This window comes from Microbacterium sp. NPDC058062, from assembly GCF_042885375.1.
GTDB classification, from domain to species: Bacteria; Actinomycetota; Actinomycetes; order Actinomycetales; family Microbacteriaceae; genus Microbacterium; species Microbacterium trichothecenolyticum_C.
Map to the genome: position 1 here is coordinate 437,980 of NZ_JBHVSC010000003.1, position 15,667 is coordinate 453,646.

The following is a 15,667-nucleotide window of genomic DNA, read 5'->3' on the forward strand; positions in this document are numbered from 1 at the left end:
GGTCAGCCGAAGTCGCCCGGGGCCATGTCTGTGAACCGGGAGAAATGGCCCTGGAAGGCGACCGTGATCGTGTCGGTGGGGCCGTTGCGGTGCTTGGCGACGATGAGGTCGGCCTCGCCGGCGCGCGGGGAGTCCTTCTCGTAGGCGGCCTCGCGGTGCAGGAGCACCACCATGTCGGCGTCCTGCTCGATCGAGCCCGACTCACGGAGGTCGCTCAGCGCCGGCTTCTTGTCGGCGCGCTGCTCGGCGCCACGGTTCAGCTGCGACAGCGCGATGACCGGCACGCCCAGCTCCTTCGCGAGGAGCTTGAGGGCACGCGAGAACTCCGAGACCTCCTGCTGGCGCGACTCGACGCGCTTGCCCGAGGTCATCAGCTGCAGGTAGTCGATGACGACGAGCTTGAGGCCCGCGCGCTGCTTGAGCCGGCGGCACTTCGCGCGGATCTCGACGAGAGTCATGTTGGGGCTGTCGTCGATGTACAGCGGCGCGTCGTTGATGCGGCCACGGGTCGCGGCGACGGTGGTCCAGTCGCGCGAGTCGAGCGTGCCCTTTCGCATCGACTGCAGGGGGATCGCGCCCTCGGCGCTCAAGAGGCGCATCGCGATCTCGCTGCGCCCCATCTCGAGCGAGAAGAAGATCGTCGGCATGTTGGCCTTGATCGCCGCCGAGCGAGCGAAGTCCAGCGCGAGCGTCGACTTACCCATCGCGGGTCGCGCCGCGATGATGATCATCTGGCCCGGGTGCAGACCGTTGGTCAGCGCGTCGAGACCCGAGAAGCCGGTCGGGATGCCGGTCATCTGGCCGTCGCGACCGCGCGCGGCCTCGATCTCTTCCACCGCGGCATCCACCGCGATCGTGAGCGGCACGTAGTCCTCGGCCTGCTCCGCACCGGTCACCGAGTAGATCTCGGCCTGCGCGTTGTTGACGAGGTCGAGCGCCTCGCCCTGACCCGAGTACCCCATCTGCACGATGCGGGTGCCGGCATCGACGAGGCGACGCAGCAGGGCACGCTCCGACACGATCGAGGCGTAGTAGCCGGCGTTCGCGGCGGTCGGCACGATCGAGGTGAGCGTGTGCAGGTAGTCGGCGCCGCCGGCGCGCTGCAGCTCGCCCGTCTTGATGAGCTCGTCGGTGACGGCGACGACGTCCGTCGGCTCACCGTGCGAGTAGAGGGTGAGGATCGCCTCGAAGATCAGCTCGTGCTTGGGCACGTAGAAGTCGGTGCCGCGCAGCGTCTCGATGACGTCGGCGACCGCATCCTTGGACAGCAGCATTCCACCGAGGGCGCTCTGCTCGGCGAGCAGATCGTGCGGGGGAGTGCGCTCGAAGTCGCGAAGACCCCCCATGCGCTCTTCTGAGATGTCGGCGATCGACATAGGCTGCGCGTCCTCCCTACCGTTGTTCACATCATCCGAGCTCTCTCGGCGGTATCGGGACGGCTCGCCGAATCGGCGCGCCTGAGCACGAGCGATCGGCGAGATGCCACGGCATCTCGCCCCCCGCTTGATTCCGTCGTGCGATTGCGGCCGCCGTCGCGTCACCGAACCCAGCACGGAGGCGCGACGCCCGAATGGGCCGCACCCCACGCTAAGGATGACCCCCGACAGTCGCAACACACCCTGTGGATAACTTTGTGGAGAGTGGGGGAGAAACGCCGTCGCTCCTGTGAACAACCCCTGTGGAGAACCCCACGTCCTTCTGGGGGTTAAGTCATCGAAATCCCCCCTGACCGGGACCTGCACAATCCACAGCCTGTGGAGAGAGATGTGGTTGAAGTCGGGGTTGAAGGTTTGCTCGCGAACACAGTCCTGTGCACAATCGCCCGCCGGCCGTGCGGTCCCCGGATGCCGGGCCGAGACAAAGGGACTCACCGTCCAAAGGGTCTGGACAGACCGAATCGGCAAGGAGTACCCTCGGGGTTCCAGGCACCCTCACGCACGATCCGTCCGGAACGTGCGGCTCTTTCGTCGTGGGAGGTGAACGTGGAGATTGCAACCTCGCAGCTGCCGAGGATCGTGCGGCTGGCCCTCATCGGGGCCGCGACCGCGTTCGCCTGGATCGTCGTCTCGCTGGTCCTCGGCCTCGGCCTCGGACAGGCGCACGCCGACGAGCCCGACGACGCAGGAGCGCTCGGGGGTGCCCTCGGTGCCGTGACCTCGCTGGTGGACACGACCGCGTCGACGGTCACCGGCACCGTCTCGACCGTCACGACCGGCGTGACCGCTGCGGTGAACAACGTGGTCGCCGCCGCTACCGCTCCCGTGCAGCAGCCCGTGAGCCAGGTCGTGCAGACCGTGGGCGCCGTCGTCACGACGGTGACCCAGCCGGTCACGGAGGCCGACTCGGGCGGTGTCGTGAGCCAGATCGCGGAGCCGGTCGTCGACCTCGTCACCGAGGTGCCGATCGTCGGCGGGATCGTCTCCGGCGTCGGCCTCGACGATGCCGTGACAGAGCTCGGCGGCACCGTCGATGCGACGCTCGGTGGCCTCGCCGGCGCCGTCGACGACACCGGCTCGACGATCGGCCGGCCCCCGGCGACGGGGCTCCCCGCTCTTCCCGCCATCCCCCAGCTCCCCGGCCTCCTCGACGCGTCGGCCGACTCGTCGGCACCGACCGCGATCGCACTTCTCGCCGCGCGGACGGATGCTGCCGCCGCCCTCTTCACGACGACAGCGGGCGCGTTCGGCCACTGGGCCGCCGCATCCGTCTCCGAAGCGGCCACGCGCGCCGCTCTCGTCACCTCTTCCGCCGCGCTGGTCGCCGGCGGAATCCTCGGCTCTGCAGGCGGACTCTGCCTGTCGATTGCTTCCGCGGGACCCGGTGGTGCGGGTCCCGGCGCCTGGGCGCTCGCTGCCCTCCTTCCGCTCGTCGCACACCGTGCCTGGGTGCGCCGAGCAGGACCGCAGGACGAGCACGCGCCGCCGGCGCCCGCCGGCTCCACCGACGTCTCCCCCGACTGATCGGCTCGCCGCCGCTTCTGCTCACTCGAGCGTGAGCGGCAGAGCATCAGCGCGCCCTCCGCGCTGAGCAGCGCGACCCTTCCGCGCTGCGATCCGATCAATCCACAAAGGGGAACATCATGCGCACTTTCTACAAGCGCGCCCTCTTGGGCACGCTCCTGGCCGGCGGCATCACGCTGCTCGGCGCGACGGTCGCCAACGCGGCCGAGACCACCGGTGACGACGGACTGCTCTCCGGCAGCCAGGCGATCATCGACGTCAACCTCCCGATCACGGTCAGCGGCACATCGCTCTCCGTCCTCGGTGACTCCTCCTCGAACGGCGCGACCACCGCGGCTCCCGCCCCGGCGGCGGCTCCGGCCGCGTCCACCGGCGGGTCCGACGGCATCGGCTCGGGCTCGCAGGCGCTCGTGTCGGTAAACGTCCCGATCACCGTCAGCGGCAACTCGGTCGCGGTCGTCGGTGACAGCTCATCGACGGATGCTGCGACCGCCGCACCCGCACCCGCGCCGGCTCCGGCCGCCGCGACGTCGGGCGATGACGGCGTGCTCTCGGGCACGCAGGGCCTCGTATCCGTCGCCGCTCCGGTGACGGTGTCGGGCAACGCGATCTCGGTCGTCGGCGACAGCTCGAGCGAGGGCGCGACCACCGCACCCGCCGCCTCGGGCTCCTCGTCGGGAGCCGATGCGTGGACGGACGGCGAGGACTCGATCCTCGGCGGCACCCAGGTCGTCGCCCCGGTCACCGCGCCTGTCACGGTCACGGGCAACGCGATCTCCGTCCTCGGCGACAGTTCGTCGACGGATGCCGCCACCGCGGCTCCTGCGGCCGGCTCCGCGAACGGCGGCCCGACGGGCACCACGAGCGGCGAGGACGGGATCCTCGGCGGCACCCAGGTGCTCGCACCCGTCACCGCACCGATCACCGCTGTCGGCAACGCCGTCTCCGTGATCGGCGACAGCTCGAGCCAGGGCGCCGCTGCGGCTCCCACCGCCGGCTCCGCGAACGGCGGCCCGACGGGCACCACGACCGGCGAGGACGGGATCCTCGGCGGCACCCAGGTGCTCGCACCGATCGCCGTGCCCGTCACGGTCGTCGGCAACGCGATCTCGGGGGTGGGCGACAGCGCCTCGACGGGCGCCGTCGCGGCGCCGGGGACCGGCACGGGCGGCACGACCGGGAGCACCGGCGGATCGGGCTCGATCCTCGGCGGGACGCAGATCCTCGCGCCGATCTCGCTGCCCATCACCATCGGCGGCAACGCGGTCTCGGTGATCGGCGACAGCACCACGGTGGATGCCGTCGTGCCGACCGATCCGACGGACCCCGTCGACCCGACCGACCCGGTCGACCCGGTCGACCCGGTCGACCCGACGTCCCCCACCACACCGGGGGACAACGGAACGCCGGGCACCGACGGGACCGTCGCCGCGACCGCCTCGGCGGCCGCGATGGCCGGCTCGGCGGCTTCGGCCGGCACCGCCACTCAGCTCGCCGCGACGGGAGGGACGGGTGTGATGCCGTTCCTGCTGCTCGGGCTCTCGCTGTTCGCAGCGGGCGCCATCGCACGCGCGTCGCGGCGGCGCTCCGCGTGAGTCGAGGGGCATCTCGGCGTTCCCCGGGTGCCCCACCCCTCCGACCCGCGTGAGCACGCGGGAGGGTCGCCACGGCGGCCCTCCCGCCCTGAACGCCCCCGATCGCGTGTGCCGGCTCTGCCTGGACCGCGCCTCGTGATCGGGGGTCCCACAGCCATCTCCGTCCGTGTCGGCTCCGGCGCTGCCTGGACCGGCGCCGCACGGCCGGAGATGTCACGAGCGGATGCCGCGACCCGGGGGGCTCGCGGCATCCGCCTCGTCGTGCCCACCGGCGCCCGGCTCACCCGCTGCGTTGCGCGCCGGTCCCCTCCTCGCCAGAGTGGAGGGATGCCGCTCCCCGAGCCCTATCGCCTCACCCCCGTCGACGCCGACCGGCTCGAGGACGTCCTCCGTCTCGACACCTGGGCCTTCCCCACAGAGCGATCCGTCGAGGCGCTGCGGGAGCTGCCGAGCCCGCTCAGCTGGGATCGCACCTACGGGGTGGCGCGCGTCGACGACGACGAGGTGCTCGCCGGCTTCCACGGCACCTATCCGCTGCGTGCCTACCCCGTCCCGGGCGCCGAGATCGCGTGCGGCTGGCTCACCTGGGTCGGCGTGCACCCGGGGCACCGGCGGCGCGGCATCCTCCGCGGCATGATCGAGCACCACTTCGCCGACTGCCTCGAGAACGGCGAGGCGATCTCGGGACTCATGGCCGCCGAGACGCCGATCTACGGCCGCTTCGGCTACGGCATGGCCTCGACCCAGCTCGACCTGACGATCCCGCGCGGCGCGGCGCTGCGCCCGGTGGCCGGGGCCGCCGCGCTCGAGGTCGAGCTGGAGGAATGGGATGCCGAGATCCACGGCGATCTCGTCGCCTCGATCCATCGCGACTACGCGCGGCTGCCGGCCGGCCTCGGTCGTCCGGGCTGGGCGACGCGTGAGACGCGGGAGCAGCGCACCGCCCGCGACGCCGACCCGCCCGCGTACCGCGGCGGCAAGGAGTCGCTGCGGCTCCTGCTGGTGCGCGACGCCGCCGACAACACGCTCGCCTTCGCAACCTTCCGGCGGACCATGTCGTGGGAGCGCGCCGGCGCCGAGGGCACCGTGCACGTGCGCGAGGCCGTCGCCCTCACCGCGGCCGCGGCCCATCGCATGTGGGCGGTGCTGCTCGATCTCGACCTCACGAGCCGTGTCAAGATCTCGAACCTTCCGGTCGACGACCCCATCGTCTCGCTGCTCGTCGACATCCGCCCCGCGGTTCCCGACTACCAGGACAACTCATGGATCCGCATCCTCGATCTACCGACCGCGCTCGGCCAGCGGCGGTACGCGGGCGACGTCGACGTGGTGCTCGAGGTGACCGACGCGATGCTGCCCGCGAACGCGGGGCGGTGGCGCGTGCGCGCCGCAGCGTGGGAGCACGCGGAGGTGGCAGCATCCGATTCCGAACCCGACCTCGTGCTCGACGTCCGCGAACTCGGAGCGGCGCACCTCGGCTCGGTCTCGCTCAGCTCGCTCGCGCAGGCGGGCCTCATCGAGGTGCGCACGCCGGAGGCGCTGCGCACGGCCTCGGCCGCCTGGTCGTGGCCGGTCGCCGCCGGCGCGAACTGGATCTTCTGACCCGTGACGTTTGTCACGGGCACATCGTGACAGCCGTGTGAGGGTCGCGCGCGGCCTCGGCGAGACGCTGAGGGCATGGAAACCACACAACCCCTCGTCCGAGCGGCGGCCGCGGTACCGGGCCTCCCGCTCGCCGTCGACGCCACCGCGCTCCGCAAGTCGTTCGGCTCGGTCCACGCCGTCGACGAGGTCACGCTCCAGGTGCGCCCCGGCGAGATCGTCGCCTTCCTCGGCCCGAACGGCGCAGGCAAGACGACCGCCATCGACATGATGCTCGGCCTGTCGAATCCCGACTCGGGCACCGTGACCGTCTTCGGCGAATCGCCCCGCGCGGCCATCGCGCACGGCCTCGTCTCGGCGGTGCTGCAGACGGGCGGACTGCTCAAGGACATCTCGGTGCGTGAGACGCTCGAGCTGACCGCGAGCCTGTTCGCCGACACCCGTCCCGCCGACGAGGTGATGCAGCGTGCCGGCATCGCCGAGATCGCCGACCGTCGCGTCGACCTGTGCTCGGGCGGTCAGCAGCAGCGGCTGCGCTTCGCGATGGCGCTGCTCTCGGACCCCGGCCTGCTCATCCTCGATGAGCCGACCACCGGCATGGACGTCGAGGGACGCCGCTCGTTCTGGAACGCCATCAGGGCCGACGTCGCCAGGGGTCGCACCGTGCTGTTCGCGACGCACTACCTCGAAGAGGCCGACGAGTACGCCGATCGCATCATCCTGATGAGCCGCGGACGCATCGTCGCCGACGGGCCGACCGCCGACATCAAGAACATGGTGTCGGGCCGGACCGTGACGGCGACGCTCGCGGACGCCGATCCGGTCGCCCTGGCGGCACTGCCCGGCGTCGACAGCGTCGAAGCGGCGGGCGAGCGACTCACCATCCACACCAGGGACTCGGATGCCGTCGCCCGGCATCTGCTGACCCGCACCGCCGCGCGCGACATCGAGATCGCGGCACAGAACCTCGAGAGCGTCTTCCTCGCCCTCACCTCCGAAGGAACGGCATCATGACCATCACCGCCCCGACCGCAGACCGGGTGTCGCTCGAGCGGCGGGTACCACCGCTCGGCGGCTTCAACCTCACCTATCTGGGCATCGAGCTCAAGCGCAAGCTCCGCAACCGGCGCACGGTGGTGTTCATCGTCGCGTTCCCCATCGTGATGTTCGTCACCATCGGGCTCCCGCTGCGCGACCAGCAGCTCACCGCCACCCCCCTCTCCGAGGGCGGCCCGTCGGTGGCCGCCTACATCATGGTGTCGATGGCGATGTACGGCGCCATGATGTCGGCGACGCAGACCGGTGCGGGCGTGGGCATCGAGCGCGCGCAGGGCTGGAGCCGCCAGCTGCGGCTGACCCCGCTGAACCCGATGGTCAACGTGATCATCAAGATGATCGCCGGCATGATGCTGGGCCTCCTCGCCGTCGTCGCGACCTACATCGCAGGCGCGGTCAGCGGCATCCAGCTCGCTCCGGCGCAGTGGATCGCGACGGGACTCAGCGGCTGGCTGCTCGCGAGCGCCGTCTTCACGACGCTCGGCCTCATGGTGGGCTACCTCGTGCCCGGCGAGAGCGCCGCGCAGATCACGAGCCTCGCGATCGTGCTGCTGTCGTTCCTCGGCGGCCTCTTCACGCCCCTCAGCGCGATGCCCGACTTCATGCAGACGATCGCCCGGTTCACGCCCGTGTACGGCATCAGCGAGATCACCCGCGCACCGCTGACCGGTGAGCCGTTCGACGTGCTGTGGCTGGTCAACGCTCTCGTGTGGCTCGGCATCTTCGTCGCCGGTGCCGCATGGGCCTTCCGTCGCGACACCAAGCGCGTCTGAACCGCCGCTCCGGCCGCACCGACCCGCGAGGCTCGTGCGGCCGGAGCTGTTCCCGTCCGCCACCTGCGAATACGGTGAGAGCCATGCACGCGACGCCTCGCCAGGGCCGCCCGGACACCGACACGGCAGGACCACCGTGGCCCGTGCGCAGGCACGGCGCGGCGACGTGGGCGAGCGGCCGCTTCCCGCGGGCGTTGTGGTCCCGCGCGGCGCTGAGCTGGTACATCGGAGCAGGCGTCGCGCTGGTGTGGCTCGTCAGCCTCGCGCAGGAGGTCGTCGTCCGTTCGGTCTCGCCGGCATCGGTGACGCTCGGCCTCGTCCTCGTCGTCGTTTTCGCGCTCGCGTTCCTCGCCGCGGCGCCCATCGCGTGGACGCTCGACAACCGCGGGCGGCTCGTGGTGTGCGCCGCCCTGTTCGTGCTCTCGTTCGCGCTCTTCCCGTGGCTGGGCTGGGGCATCGCCGCCATGTGGACCTACGTCGGCGTGATCGTCGGCATGTGCGTGTTCCCGTGGCAGTGGACGTGGCCGGTGATCCTCGGCCTCGGGGTACTGGCCCTCGTCACCAATGGGGTGACGCAGGGGTGGGATGAGAACGTGCTCTGGGTGCCCGGGATCATCGTCTCGATCTCGCTCATGATGGCGTCCTTCGCCCGCACGACCGCGACCATGAACCAGCTGCGGCACACGCAGAAGCAGCTCGAGGCGCTGGCGGTCGAGCGGGAGCGCAGCCGCGTGGCCCGCGACATCCATGACATCCTCGGCCACTCGCTCACCGTCGTCACGGTGAAAGCGGAGCTGGCAGGACGGCTCGTCGATGCCGACCCCGAGCGCGCGAAGGCCGAGATCGCCGAGGTCGAGGCGCTCGCACGTGGCGCCCTCGCCGACGTGCGGGCGACCGTCGCCGGAGTGCGCACCGTGAACGTGAGCGGCGAGCTCGCGGCCGCGCGGGAGGCGCTCGCGGCCGCGGGCATCGCAGCCGAGCTCCCCTCGTCGACGGATGCTGTGCCCGCCGATCGTCGCGAGCTCGCGGGCTGGGTCGTGCGCGAGGGGGTGACCAACGTCGTGCGGCACTCCGGGGCGACGCGCTGCCGGGTGAGCTTCGGCGCGCACGACGTGGAGATCGCGGACGACGGCCGCGGGCCGACGGAGGCGGCCACGACGTCGACCGGACTGGCCGGCCTGCGCGAGCGCGTCGAAGCCGCCGGCGGGCGCCTCACGATCGGGCGCAGCGACCTGGGCGGCTTCAGTCTGCGGGTGACGCTGTGATCCGGCTGCTCCTCGCCGACGACCAGGCGCTCGTGCGCGGCGCTCTGTCGGCGCTCCTCGGCCTCGAGCCCGATATTGCGGTCGTCGCCGAGGTCGGCCGCGGCGACGAGGTCGTCGCGACCGCGCTCGCGTCGCTGCCCGACGTCGCGATGCTCGACATCGAGATGCCCGGGCTGGACGGGATCGCCGCGGCCGCCGCCCTGCGCGCCGCGCTGCCGACGTGCCGCGTGCTCATCGTGACGACGTTCGGCCGGCCCGGCTACCTGAAGCGCGCCATGCAGGCGGGCGCCGCCGGCTTCGTCGTGAAGGACACCCCTGCCGCCCAGCTCGCCGACGCCGTGCGCCGCGTCGCCCAGGGACTGCGGGTCGTCGATCCGGCCCTCGCGGCGGACTCGCTCGCCCAGGGCGACTCGCCCCTCACCGAGCGCGAGACCGATGTGCTGTCGGCGGCGCAGACCGGCGGTTCGATCGCCGACATCGCCCGCATGCTCCACCTGTCGGAGGGCACCGTGCGCAACCACCTGTCCAGCGCCATCGGCAAGACCGGCGGCCGCAACCGCGCCGACGCCGCCCGCCTCGCCCAGGAGAACGGCTGGCTCTGAGCCCACAGACGACGGATGCCGCGAACCCATGGGGTTCGCGGCATCCGTTCGTGCGCCAGGTATTACTTGGCGGCGACCACCTGCAGGGTGATCACGGCGGTGAGGTCGTCGCGGAGGCGAACGGTCGCCTCGTGCTCGCCCACCGACTTGATCGGGGAGGTGATGTGGATCTTGCGCTTGTCGAGCTCGCCGAGGCCGGCGGCCTTGACGGCGTCCGCCACGTCGACGGTCTTGACCGCACCGAACAGGCGACCCTCGGCGCCGGCCTTGACGGCCAGGCGGACCTTGTTGGTCTCGAGGTTGTTCTTCAGGGCCACAGCCTCTTCGTGGTCGTGGATCGCGCGCGCCTCGCGGGCGGCGCGGATGGACGCCACCTGCTTCTCGCCACCGCGGGTCCACGCGACCGCGAAGCCCTGGGGGATGAGGTAGTTGCGGGCGAACCCGTTCTTGACCTCGACCACGTCACCGGCGCTACCGAGCCCGGCGACCTCGTTCGTGAGAATGAGCTTTGCCATGTGGGTACTCCTTAGCGGCCAGCGCCGGCGTAAGGCAGGAGCGCCATTTCGCGCGCGTTCTTGATCGCCTTGGCGATCAGACGCTGCTCCTGCACCGAGACACCGGTGATACGACGGGCGCGGATCTTCCCGCGCTCCGAGATGAACTTGCGAAGCGTCGCGACGTCCTTGTAGTCGATGAGACCGACACGGATCGCCTTCGCGGGGGCCGCGTTCTTCGCGCCCTTCCGCGGCTTCCGGCGATCGCCGGTTGCCTTTCCAGCCATGGTGTTTCCTTTACGTTTTCTTGATCGGATGCCTCGTCACGGGGCATCCGGAATCTGCTTCTGAGATCAGGCCGATCAGAACGGGGTGTCGTCGCCGTAGGCGCCCGGGGCCGCCCACGCGTCGCCGCCGCCGGCACCGCCGGCGTTCTGCGAACCGGGCGTCGACCACGGCTCGTCGGCGACCTGCGGACGGGACTGACCGCCGCCACCGCCGCCGAAGCTGCCGCCACCGCCGGAGCCGCCCGCGGCGCGCGTGACCTGTGCGGTCGCGTAGCGCAGCGACGGGCCGATCTCGTCGACCTCCAGCTCGATCGCGGTGCGGTTGTTGCCTTCGCGGTCCTGGTAGCTGCGCTGCTTGAGGCGGCCGGTCGCGATGACCCGCATGCCCTTCGTCAGCGAGCCGGCCACGTGCTCGGCGAACTCGCGCCACACGCTCGCGCGGAGGAACAGCGCTTCGCCGTCCTTCCACTCGTTCGCCTGGCGATCGAAGTTGCGAGGCGTCGACGCGATCGTGAAGTTCGCGACAGGGAGACCGTTCTGCGTGTAACGCAGTTCGGGATCAGCCGTGAGGTTGCCCACGACGGTGATGATCGTCTCGCCGGCCATCTGCCTTACGCCTTCGCAGCCTTGGCGGTCTTGCGGGCGGCGCGCTCGTCGGCACGCTGCTTCTCAGAGGCGATCATGGCGATCGCTTCCTCGGCGCGGAGGACCTTGGTGCGCATGATCTGCTCGCTCAGGTTGAGCTGGCGGTCGAGCTCCTGCGTGGTCGCAGCCGTGGCGGTGAAGTTGACGACGGCGTAGATGCCCTCGTTCTTCTTCTGGATCTCGTAAGCAAGACGGCGCTTGCCCCAGATGTCGATGTTCTCGATGGTGCCGCCGTCGGTCGTGATGACCTTCAGGAACTTGTCGAGGTTGGCGCCGACCTGGCGCTCGTCGATCTCGGGGTTCAGGATGACCATGAGTTCGTACTGGTGCGTCACTAACCCACCTCCTTCGGACTAGAACGGCTGTCGGGCATTTCCCGGCAGCAGGAGGGTGTGTAGCACGTCGTCCGACTCGCCGCGCAAGGTTGCGCGTGCGGACAACCCTCCTATGGTACCGGATGCCTCGGCCCACGCCGAATCGCGGGCTCGCGGCATCCGCTCGCTGCGTGCTCAGTCCTGGGCGTCGACGCGGATCACCGTCCGGTCGAGGGGCAGCTCGTCCTGTCGGACGCTCGGCTCGAACTCCTCGAAGGGGAGGACGCCGGTCGGCTGGAGGCCGAGGTCGTCGTCCCAGATGCGCTCGGGGACCCAGCCGAGGAGCTCGAACTCGTCGAACACGTACGGCACGCCGTCGGACGGGAAGAACGTCTCAGCGGTCTGCAGGTGGAAGTGCAGGTGGGGCGTCGTCGAGTTGCCGCTGCTGCCGATGAGTCCCAGTTCCTGCCCCTTCTCCACGCGGTCGCCGACCGAGACGCGCACCGACCCAGGATCCATGTGCCCGTACAGCGTGTAGAGGCCGGGTGCGATCTCGACGACGACGTGGTTGCCGACCGTCTCCTCGATGGGAGGGATGGGAGGGGGCTCCGGCAGCGACTCGGTGTTCGGGATGCCGTCGAGCGCCCGCACGACGGTGCCTGCGGCGGCGGCGACGATCGGCTGCCGGTACGTGAAGTAGCTCGTGATCTGCGACGGGTCGCCCTCCCACGTGCGGTGCTCCTCGTCGAGCAGATAGAAGTCGATCGCGAACCGTTGCGGCACGAGGGCCTGCCCGTCGACCGGGGCGAACCCGCGCCGGTGATGGGTGTCGTCGCGGCAGCATCCTTCGCTCATGAGCCAGATGCCGTCCGCGACGGGCACGCCCACCGCGGTCGCCGGACCGGGGTCGATCGCGGCCGTGCCGATCATCACGTCGAACTCGCGCGGGTCCCCTTCGGGCGGCACGATGGCGCCCTGGGCGTGATGCTCGACCGTCGCCGGTACGGCCGTATCGGCGTCGAGCTGCACGTCGAGCCAGGCGATCCACGTCTCCGCCGGGCCGATGACGACCGATCCCGACCCGGGCTCGCCGCCGGCCGATGCTCCGAGCTTCGTCACGTTCTGCGGGAGTCGCTCGTCGCCCTCCGCGAGCAGTGTCGCACCCGTCTCCGCGTCCGCGACCTCGAGACCGTCGAGCTGGAACGGCAGAGTCGTCGCGTTGGTGAGGAGCAGCTCGTAGGTGATGTGGACCTTGTCGTCCGTCCCCGCCACCGGCATCGGCCACGTGATCAGCGAGCTCATCAGCGGCGTGAAGCGCGTTCCCTCATCGAGCGCGCCCAGCTGACCGCCCGCCCCCGGGGTGACGCCGTCGGGGGAGGCGTCCGTCGTCGGCGCAGACTCTGCGGGATCGGAATCCGCGGTGCACCCGACGACCGCCAGTACGGCGACGAGCATGGCGGCGATCCTCGGGATGCCTCGCGACAGCGTCTTCATGTGAACCACCGTGCCCCATGCCGATCGGATCGGACAGCGTGCGCGCAGCCCAGTCCGCCCGCCGCCGTGGTGCACACGCTATCGTCGCCCGCGCGACTCCTCAACGGGTGTGCGGCGAGCGTCGTGCTCCGGCTGCGTGGCGGTCACTCCTGCCGCTGCGTGAGCAGCCGGAGGACCCACGCCCGATCGGCATCGGGCCCCGGCGGCGCGAGCGGGTACGCGGGCGGCGTGGCGGTGAAGGAGATCGGATGCCGCACCCCTGGCACCTGCGCGTCGCCGGCGTGGGCGACGGGGTCGAGGCCGAGCGCGCGGGCGCGGTCGAACGCTGCGTCCATCGTGAGGATCGGTGCGCACGGGACCCCGGCCGCCGTGAGCCTGGCCTCCCATTCGGTCGCCGGATGCGCCGCGAACGCCTGCTCGAGCACCGGGCGCAGCGCCTCGCGACCCGTGCTGCGGTCGGCGTTGCGGAGGAAGCGGGGGTCGGTCGCAGCATCCGGGATCTCGAGCACCAGGCAGAGCCGCTGGAACTGGCCGTCGTTGCCGACCGCGAGGACGAGCTCGCCGTCGGCCGTCGGGAACGGGCCGTACGGATAGACGCTCGGATGGTCGTTGCCGAGCCGCTCGGGCACCACGCCGGCGACCGCGTACGCACCCGACTGGTTGACGAGCGCCGACAGCGCCGACGACAGGAGGTTGACCTCGACGTGCTGCCCCTCGCCGGTGGCATCGCGATGCCGGAGCGCGGCGAGCGCGCCGAGACCCGCGTGGAGGCCGGTCACGACGTCGACGATCGCGACGCCGGCCTTCGTCGGCTCGCCGTCGGGCGCCCCGGTGACGCTCATGAGTCCCGAGAGGGCCTGGCCGAGCACGTCGTAGCCGGGGAGGGCCGAGTCGGCGCCGAAGCCGGTGATCGAGACGTACACGGCGCGGGGGTTCGCGGCGTGCACGGCCTCGTAGTCGAGACCGAAGCGCGTGAGGCCGCCGGGCTTGAAGTTCGCGATCACGACATCGGCGCGGTGGGCGAGCGCACGGGCGAGGGCGAGGTCCTCGGCGTCGTCGAAGTCGAGCGTGATCGCGCGCTTGCCGCGGTTCACCGACAGATAGTAGGTGGCCTCGCCGTCGCGCGACGGCGGCAGCCAGTGCCGCGTCTCGTCGCCCGCCGGACCCTCGATCTTGACGACCGTGGCGCCGAGGTCGGCCAGCAGCATGGTGCAGTACGGCCCCGCGAGCACGCGCGAGAAGTCCGCGACGAGGAGGCCCGCGAGCGGGCCAGTGGCCTCCTCCGGCTGCCGAGCCTGCCGAGGCGCTGTCATCGGAACGCGCCGAGCCCGGTGAGGTGCTGGCCGAGGATCAGGGTGTGCACCTCGTCGGTGCCCTCATAGGTGCGCACCGACTCGAGGTTCGCCGCGTGCCGGATCGGCGAGTTCTCGAGCAGCACGCCGTCACCGCCCAGGATCGTGCGCGCCTCGCGCGCGATCTCGATCGCCTCGCGCACGTTGTTGAGCTTGCCGAGGGAGATCTGGGTGGGCGTCAGGGTTCCGGCGTCCTTCGCGCGCCCGATCTGCAGCGCCAGGAGGGCGCCCTTCTGCAGTTCGACGACCATGTCGACGAGTTTGCGCTGCGTGAGCTGGAATCCCGCGATCGGCCGGCCGAACTGCTCGCGCCGGAGGGCGTGGCGCAGCGCCGCCTCGTAGCTGTCGCGCCCGGCGCCGAGCGCGCCCCACACGATCCCGTACCGCGCGTCGTTGAGCGCCGAGAACGGCCCGCGCAGACCTCGTGCTCCCGGAAGGAGAGCGGATGCCGGCACCCTCACCTCGTCGAACTGCAGCGCCGTCTGCACGGACGCCCGCATCGAGCCCTTGGGCTCGAGGGCCGTGATCTCGAAACCGGGTGCATCCGTGGGCACGATGAAGCCACGGACGCCGTCGTCGGTCTGCGCCCACACCACCGCGAGCTGGGCGACCGACGCGAGGCCGATCCAGCGCTTCGCGCCCGTGATCACCCAGTCCTCGCCATCGCGGCGGGCGAACGTCGTCATGCTCGACGGGTCGGAGCCGGCGCCCGGCTCGGTGAGCCCGAACGCGCCGATCACCTCACCCGCCGCCATCGGCGGCAGCCACTCCTGCTTCTGTTCCTCGCTGCCCCAGCGGTGGATCGAGCCCATCGCGAGCGAGCCCTGCACCGAGACGAACGTGCGGATGCCCGAGTCGCCGGCCTCGAGCTCGAGCGCGGCCAGGCCGTACTCGACGGCGCTGCGGCCGGGGCATCCGTATCCGTCCAGCTCCATCCCGAGCACGCCGAGGCGTCCGAGCGCGGGCGCCAGCTCGACGGGGAAACGGGCCCGGTCGAACCACTCCGCGATGTGCGGGCGCAGCTCGGCGTCGACGAACGCGCGCACCCGATCGCGGACGGCCCGCTCGTCGGGGCTCAGCTGCGCATCGATGCCGAGGACATCGGATGCCTCGCGCAGCGCGGCGAGATCGTCGGGGTCACGGCGGACATCGGTCACGGCGCCTCCTCGCGTCGGTGCGCGCTCGCGCGCTTCTGCGTCGATTCTCCCCGAACCAGTGGTGCTGCGTA

General features: G+C 71.3%; 15 protein-coding genes. 7 read left to right on the forward strand and 8 right to left on the reverse strand.

The window, feature by feature from the left end; genetic code table 11:
• Positions 1 to 2: 2 nt before the first annotated feature.
• Positions 3 to 1,376, reverse strand: a complete 1,374-nt coding sequence (dnaB, locus tag ACFVSU_RS11230; RefSeq protein ID WP_387142396.1) for a replicative DNA helicase — start codon at positions 1,374 to 1,376, stop codon at positions 3 to 5.
• A 606-nt stretch (positions 1,377 to 1,982) separates the two neighbouring features.
• On the opposite strand from dnaB, the gene ACFVSU_RS11235 reads away from it, so the two are divergent.
• The 7 genes from ACFVSU_RS11235 to ACFVSU_RS11265 all read left to right on the forward strand — a co-directional run bounded on the left by ACFVSU_RS11235 (position 1,983) and on the right by ACFVSU_RS11265 (position 9,853).
• Positions 1,983 to 2,960, forward strand: a complete 978-nt coding sequence (locus ACFVSU_RS11235) for a hypothetical protein (RefSeq protein ID WP_387142399.1) — start codon at positions 1,983 to 1,985, stop codon at positions 2,958 to 2,960.
• Positions 2,961 to 3,079: 119 nt separating this feature from the next.
• On the forward strand, positions 3,080 to 4,555 hold the full coding sequence (locus ACFVSU_RS11240; protein WP_387142402.1) for a chaplin family protein: 1,476 nt from the start codon (positions 3,080 to 3,082) through the stop codon (positions 4,553 to 4,555).
• Positions 4,556 to 4,882: 327 nt separating this feature from the next.
• Positions 4,883 to 6,157, forward strand: a complete 1,275-nt coding sequence (gene eis / locus ACFVSU_RS11245) for an enhanced intracellular survival protein Eis (RefSeq protein WP_387142405.1) — start codon at positions 4,883 to 4,885, stop codon at positions 6,155 to 6,157.
• Between the two features lie 75 nt (positions 6,158 to 6,232).
• Positions 6,233 to 7,171 carry an ABC transporter ATP-binding protein gene (locus tag ACFVSU_RS11250; protein WP_387142408.1) on the forward strand — a complete coding sequence of 313 codons (939 nt, stop codon included), beginning with the start codon at positions 6,233 to 6,235 and terminating at the stop codon, positions 7,169 to 7,171.
• Entirely contained in the window at positions 7,168 to 7,986 is an 819-nt protein-coding gene (locus tag ACFVSU_RS11255) for an ABC transporter permease (RefSeq protein ID WP_387142411.1), read from the forward strand. Before ACFVSU_RS11250 ends, ACFVSU_RS11255 begins: the two co-directional genes overlap by 4 nt.
• 83 nt (positions 7,987 to 8,069) lie before the next feature.
• On the forward strand, positions 8,070 to 9,251 hold the full coding sequence (locus ACFVSU_RS11260) for a sensor histidine kinase (RefSeq protein WP_387142414.1): 1,182 nt from the start codon (positions 8,070 to 8,072) through the stop codon (positions 9,249 to 9,251).
• Positions 9,248 to 9,853 (forward strand): response regulator, encoded by a 606-nt coding sequence (locus tag ACFVSU_RS11265; RefSeq protein WP_387142417.1) that lies wholly within the window; start codon positions 9,248 to 9,250, stop codon positions 9,851 to 9,853. Before ACFVSU_RS11260 ends, ACFVSU_RS11265 begins: the two co-directional genes overlap by 4 nt.
• Before the next feature lie 62 nt (positions 9,854 to 9,915).
• On the opposite strand, the gene rplI is transcribed toward ACFVSU_RS11265, so the two are convergent.
• From rplI to ACFVSU_RS11300, 7 genes are all read right to left on the reverse strand, one after another.
• The gene (gene rplI, locus ACFVSU_RS11270) at positions 9,916 to 10,368 is read right to left on the reverse strand and encodes a 50S ribosomal protein L9 (protein ID WP_387142420.1); all 453 of its coding nucleotides are present in this window, start codon (positions 10,366 to 10,368) and stop codon (positions 9,916 to 9,918) included.
• Between the two features lie 11 nt (positions 10,369 to 10,379).
• On the reverse strand, positions 10,380 to 10,634 hold the full coding sequence (gene rpsR, locus ACFVSU_RS11275; protein WP_045301896.1) for a 30S ribosomal protein S18: 255 nt from the start codon (positions 10,632 to 10,634) through the stop codon (positions 10,380 to 10,382).
• 75 nt (positions 10,635 to 10,709) lie between these two features.
• Positions 10,710 to 11,240 (reverse strand): single-stranded DNA-binding protein, encoded by a 531-nt coding sequence (locus ACFVSU_RS11280; protein WP_310286801.1) that lies wholly within the window; start codon positions 11,238 to 11,240, stop codon positions 10,710 to 10,712.
• Positions 11,241 to 11,245: 5 nt separating this feature from the next.
• Entirely contained in the window at positions 11,246 to 11,614 is a 369-nt protein-coding gene (rpsF, locus tag ACFVSU_RS11285; protein WP_045301900.1) for a 30S ribosomal protein S6, read from the reverse strand.
• Positions 11,615 to 11,788: 174 nt separating this feature from the next.
• Entirely contained in the window at positions 11,789 to 13,087 is a 1,299-nt protein-coding gene (locus ACFVSU_RS11290; RefSeq protein ID WP_387142425.1) for a M23 family metallopeptidase, read from the reverse strand.
• Between the two features lie 143 nt (positions 13,088 to 13,230).
• Complete coding sequence (locus ACFVSU_RS11295) at positions 13,231 to 14,400, reverse strand: CaiB/BaiF CoA transferase family protein (RefSeq protein WP_387142429.1); 1,170 nt, start codon at positions 14,398 to 14,400, stop codon at positions 13,231 to 13,233.
• Positions 14,397 to 15,596 (reverse strand): acyl-CoA dehydrogenase family protein, encoded by a 1,200-nt coding sequence (locus ACFVSU_RS11300; protein ID WP_387142432.1) that lies wholly within the window; start codon positions 15,594 to 15,596, stop codon positions 14,397 to 14,399. The genes ACFVSU_RS11295 and ACFVSU_RS11300 overlap by 4 nt, the downstream gene beginning before the upstream one ends.
• Positions 15,597 to 15,667 lie beyond the last annotated feature (71 nt).

Coding starts and splice junctions, on each gene's coding strand:
- ACFVSU_RS11260 (WP_387142414.1), top strand. CDS start 8,070: ATGCACGCGACGCCTCGCCAGGGCCGCCCGGACACCGACACGGCAGGA.
- dnaB (WP_387142396.1), bottom strand. CDS start 1,376: ATGTCGATCGCCGACATCTCAGAAGAGCGCATGGGGGGTCTTCGCGAC.
- ACFVSU_RS11240 (WP_387142402.1), top strand. CDS start 3,080: ATGCGCACTTTCTACAAGCGCGCCCTCTTGGGCACGCTCCTGGCCGGC.
- rplI (WP_387142420.1), bottom strand. CDS start 10,368: ATGGCAAAGCTCATTCTCACGAACGAGGTCGCCGGGCTCGGTAGCGCC.
- ACFVSU_RS11290 (WP_387142425.1), bottom strand. CDS start 13,087: ATGAAGACGCTGTCGCGAGGCATCCCGAGGATCGCCGCCATGCTCGTC.
- rpsR (WP_045301896.1), bottom strand. CDS start 10,634: ATGGCTGGAAAGGCAACCGGCGATCGCCGGAAGCCGCGGAAGGGCGCG.
- eis (WP_387142405.1), top strand. CDS start 4,883: ATGCCGCTCCCCGAGCCCTATCGCCTCACCCCCGTCGACGCCGACCGG.
- ACFVSU_RS11280 (WP_310286801.1), bottom strand. CDS start 11,240: ATGGCCGGCGAGACGATCATCACCGTCGTGGGCAACCTCACGGCTGAT.
- ACFVSU_RS11255 (WP_387142411.1), top strand. CDS start 7,168: ATGACCATCACCGCCCCGACCGCAGACCGGGTGTCGCTCGAGCGGCGG.
- ACFVSU_RS11295 (WP_387142429.1), bottom strand. CDS start 14,400: ATGACAGCGCCTCGGCAGGCTCGGCAGCCGGAGGAGGCCACTGGCCCG.
- ACFVSU_RS11250 (WP_387142408.1), top strand. CDS start 6,233: ATGGAAACCACACAACCCCTCGTCCGAGCGGCGGCCGCGGTACCGGGC.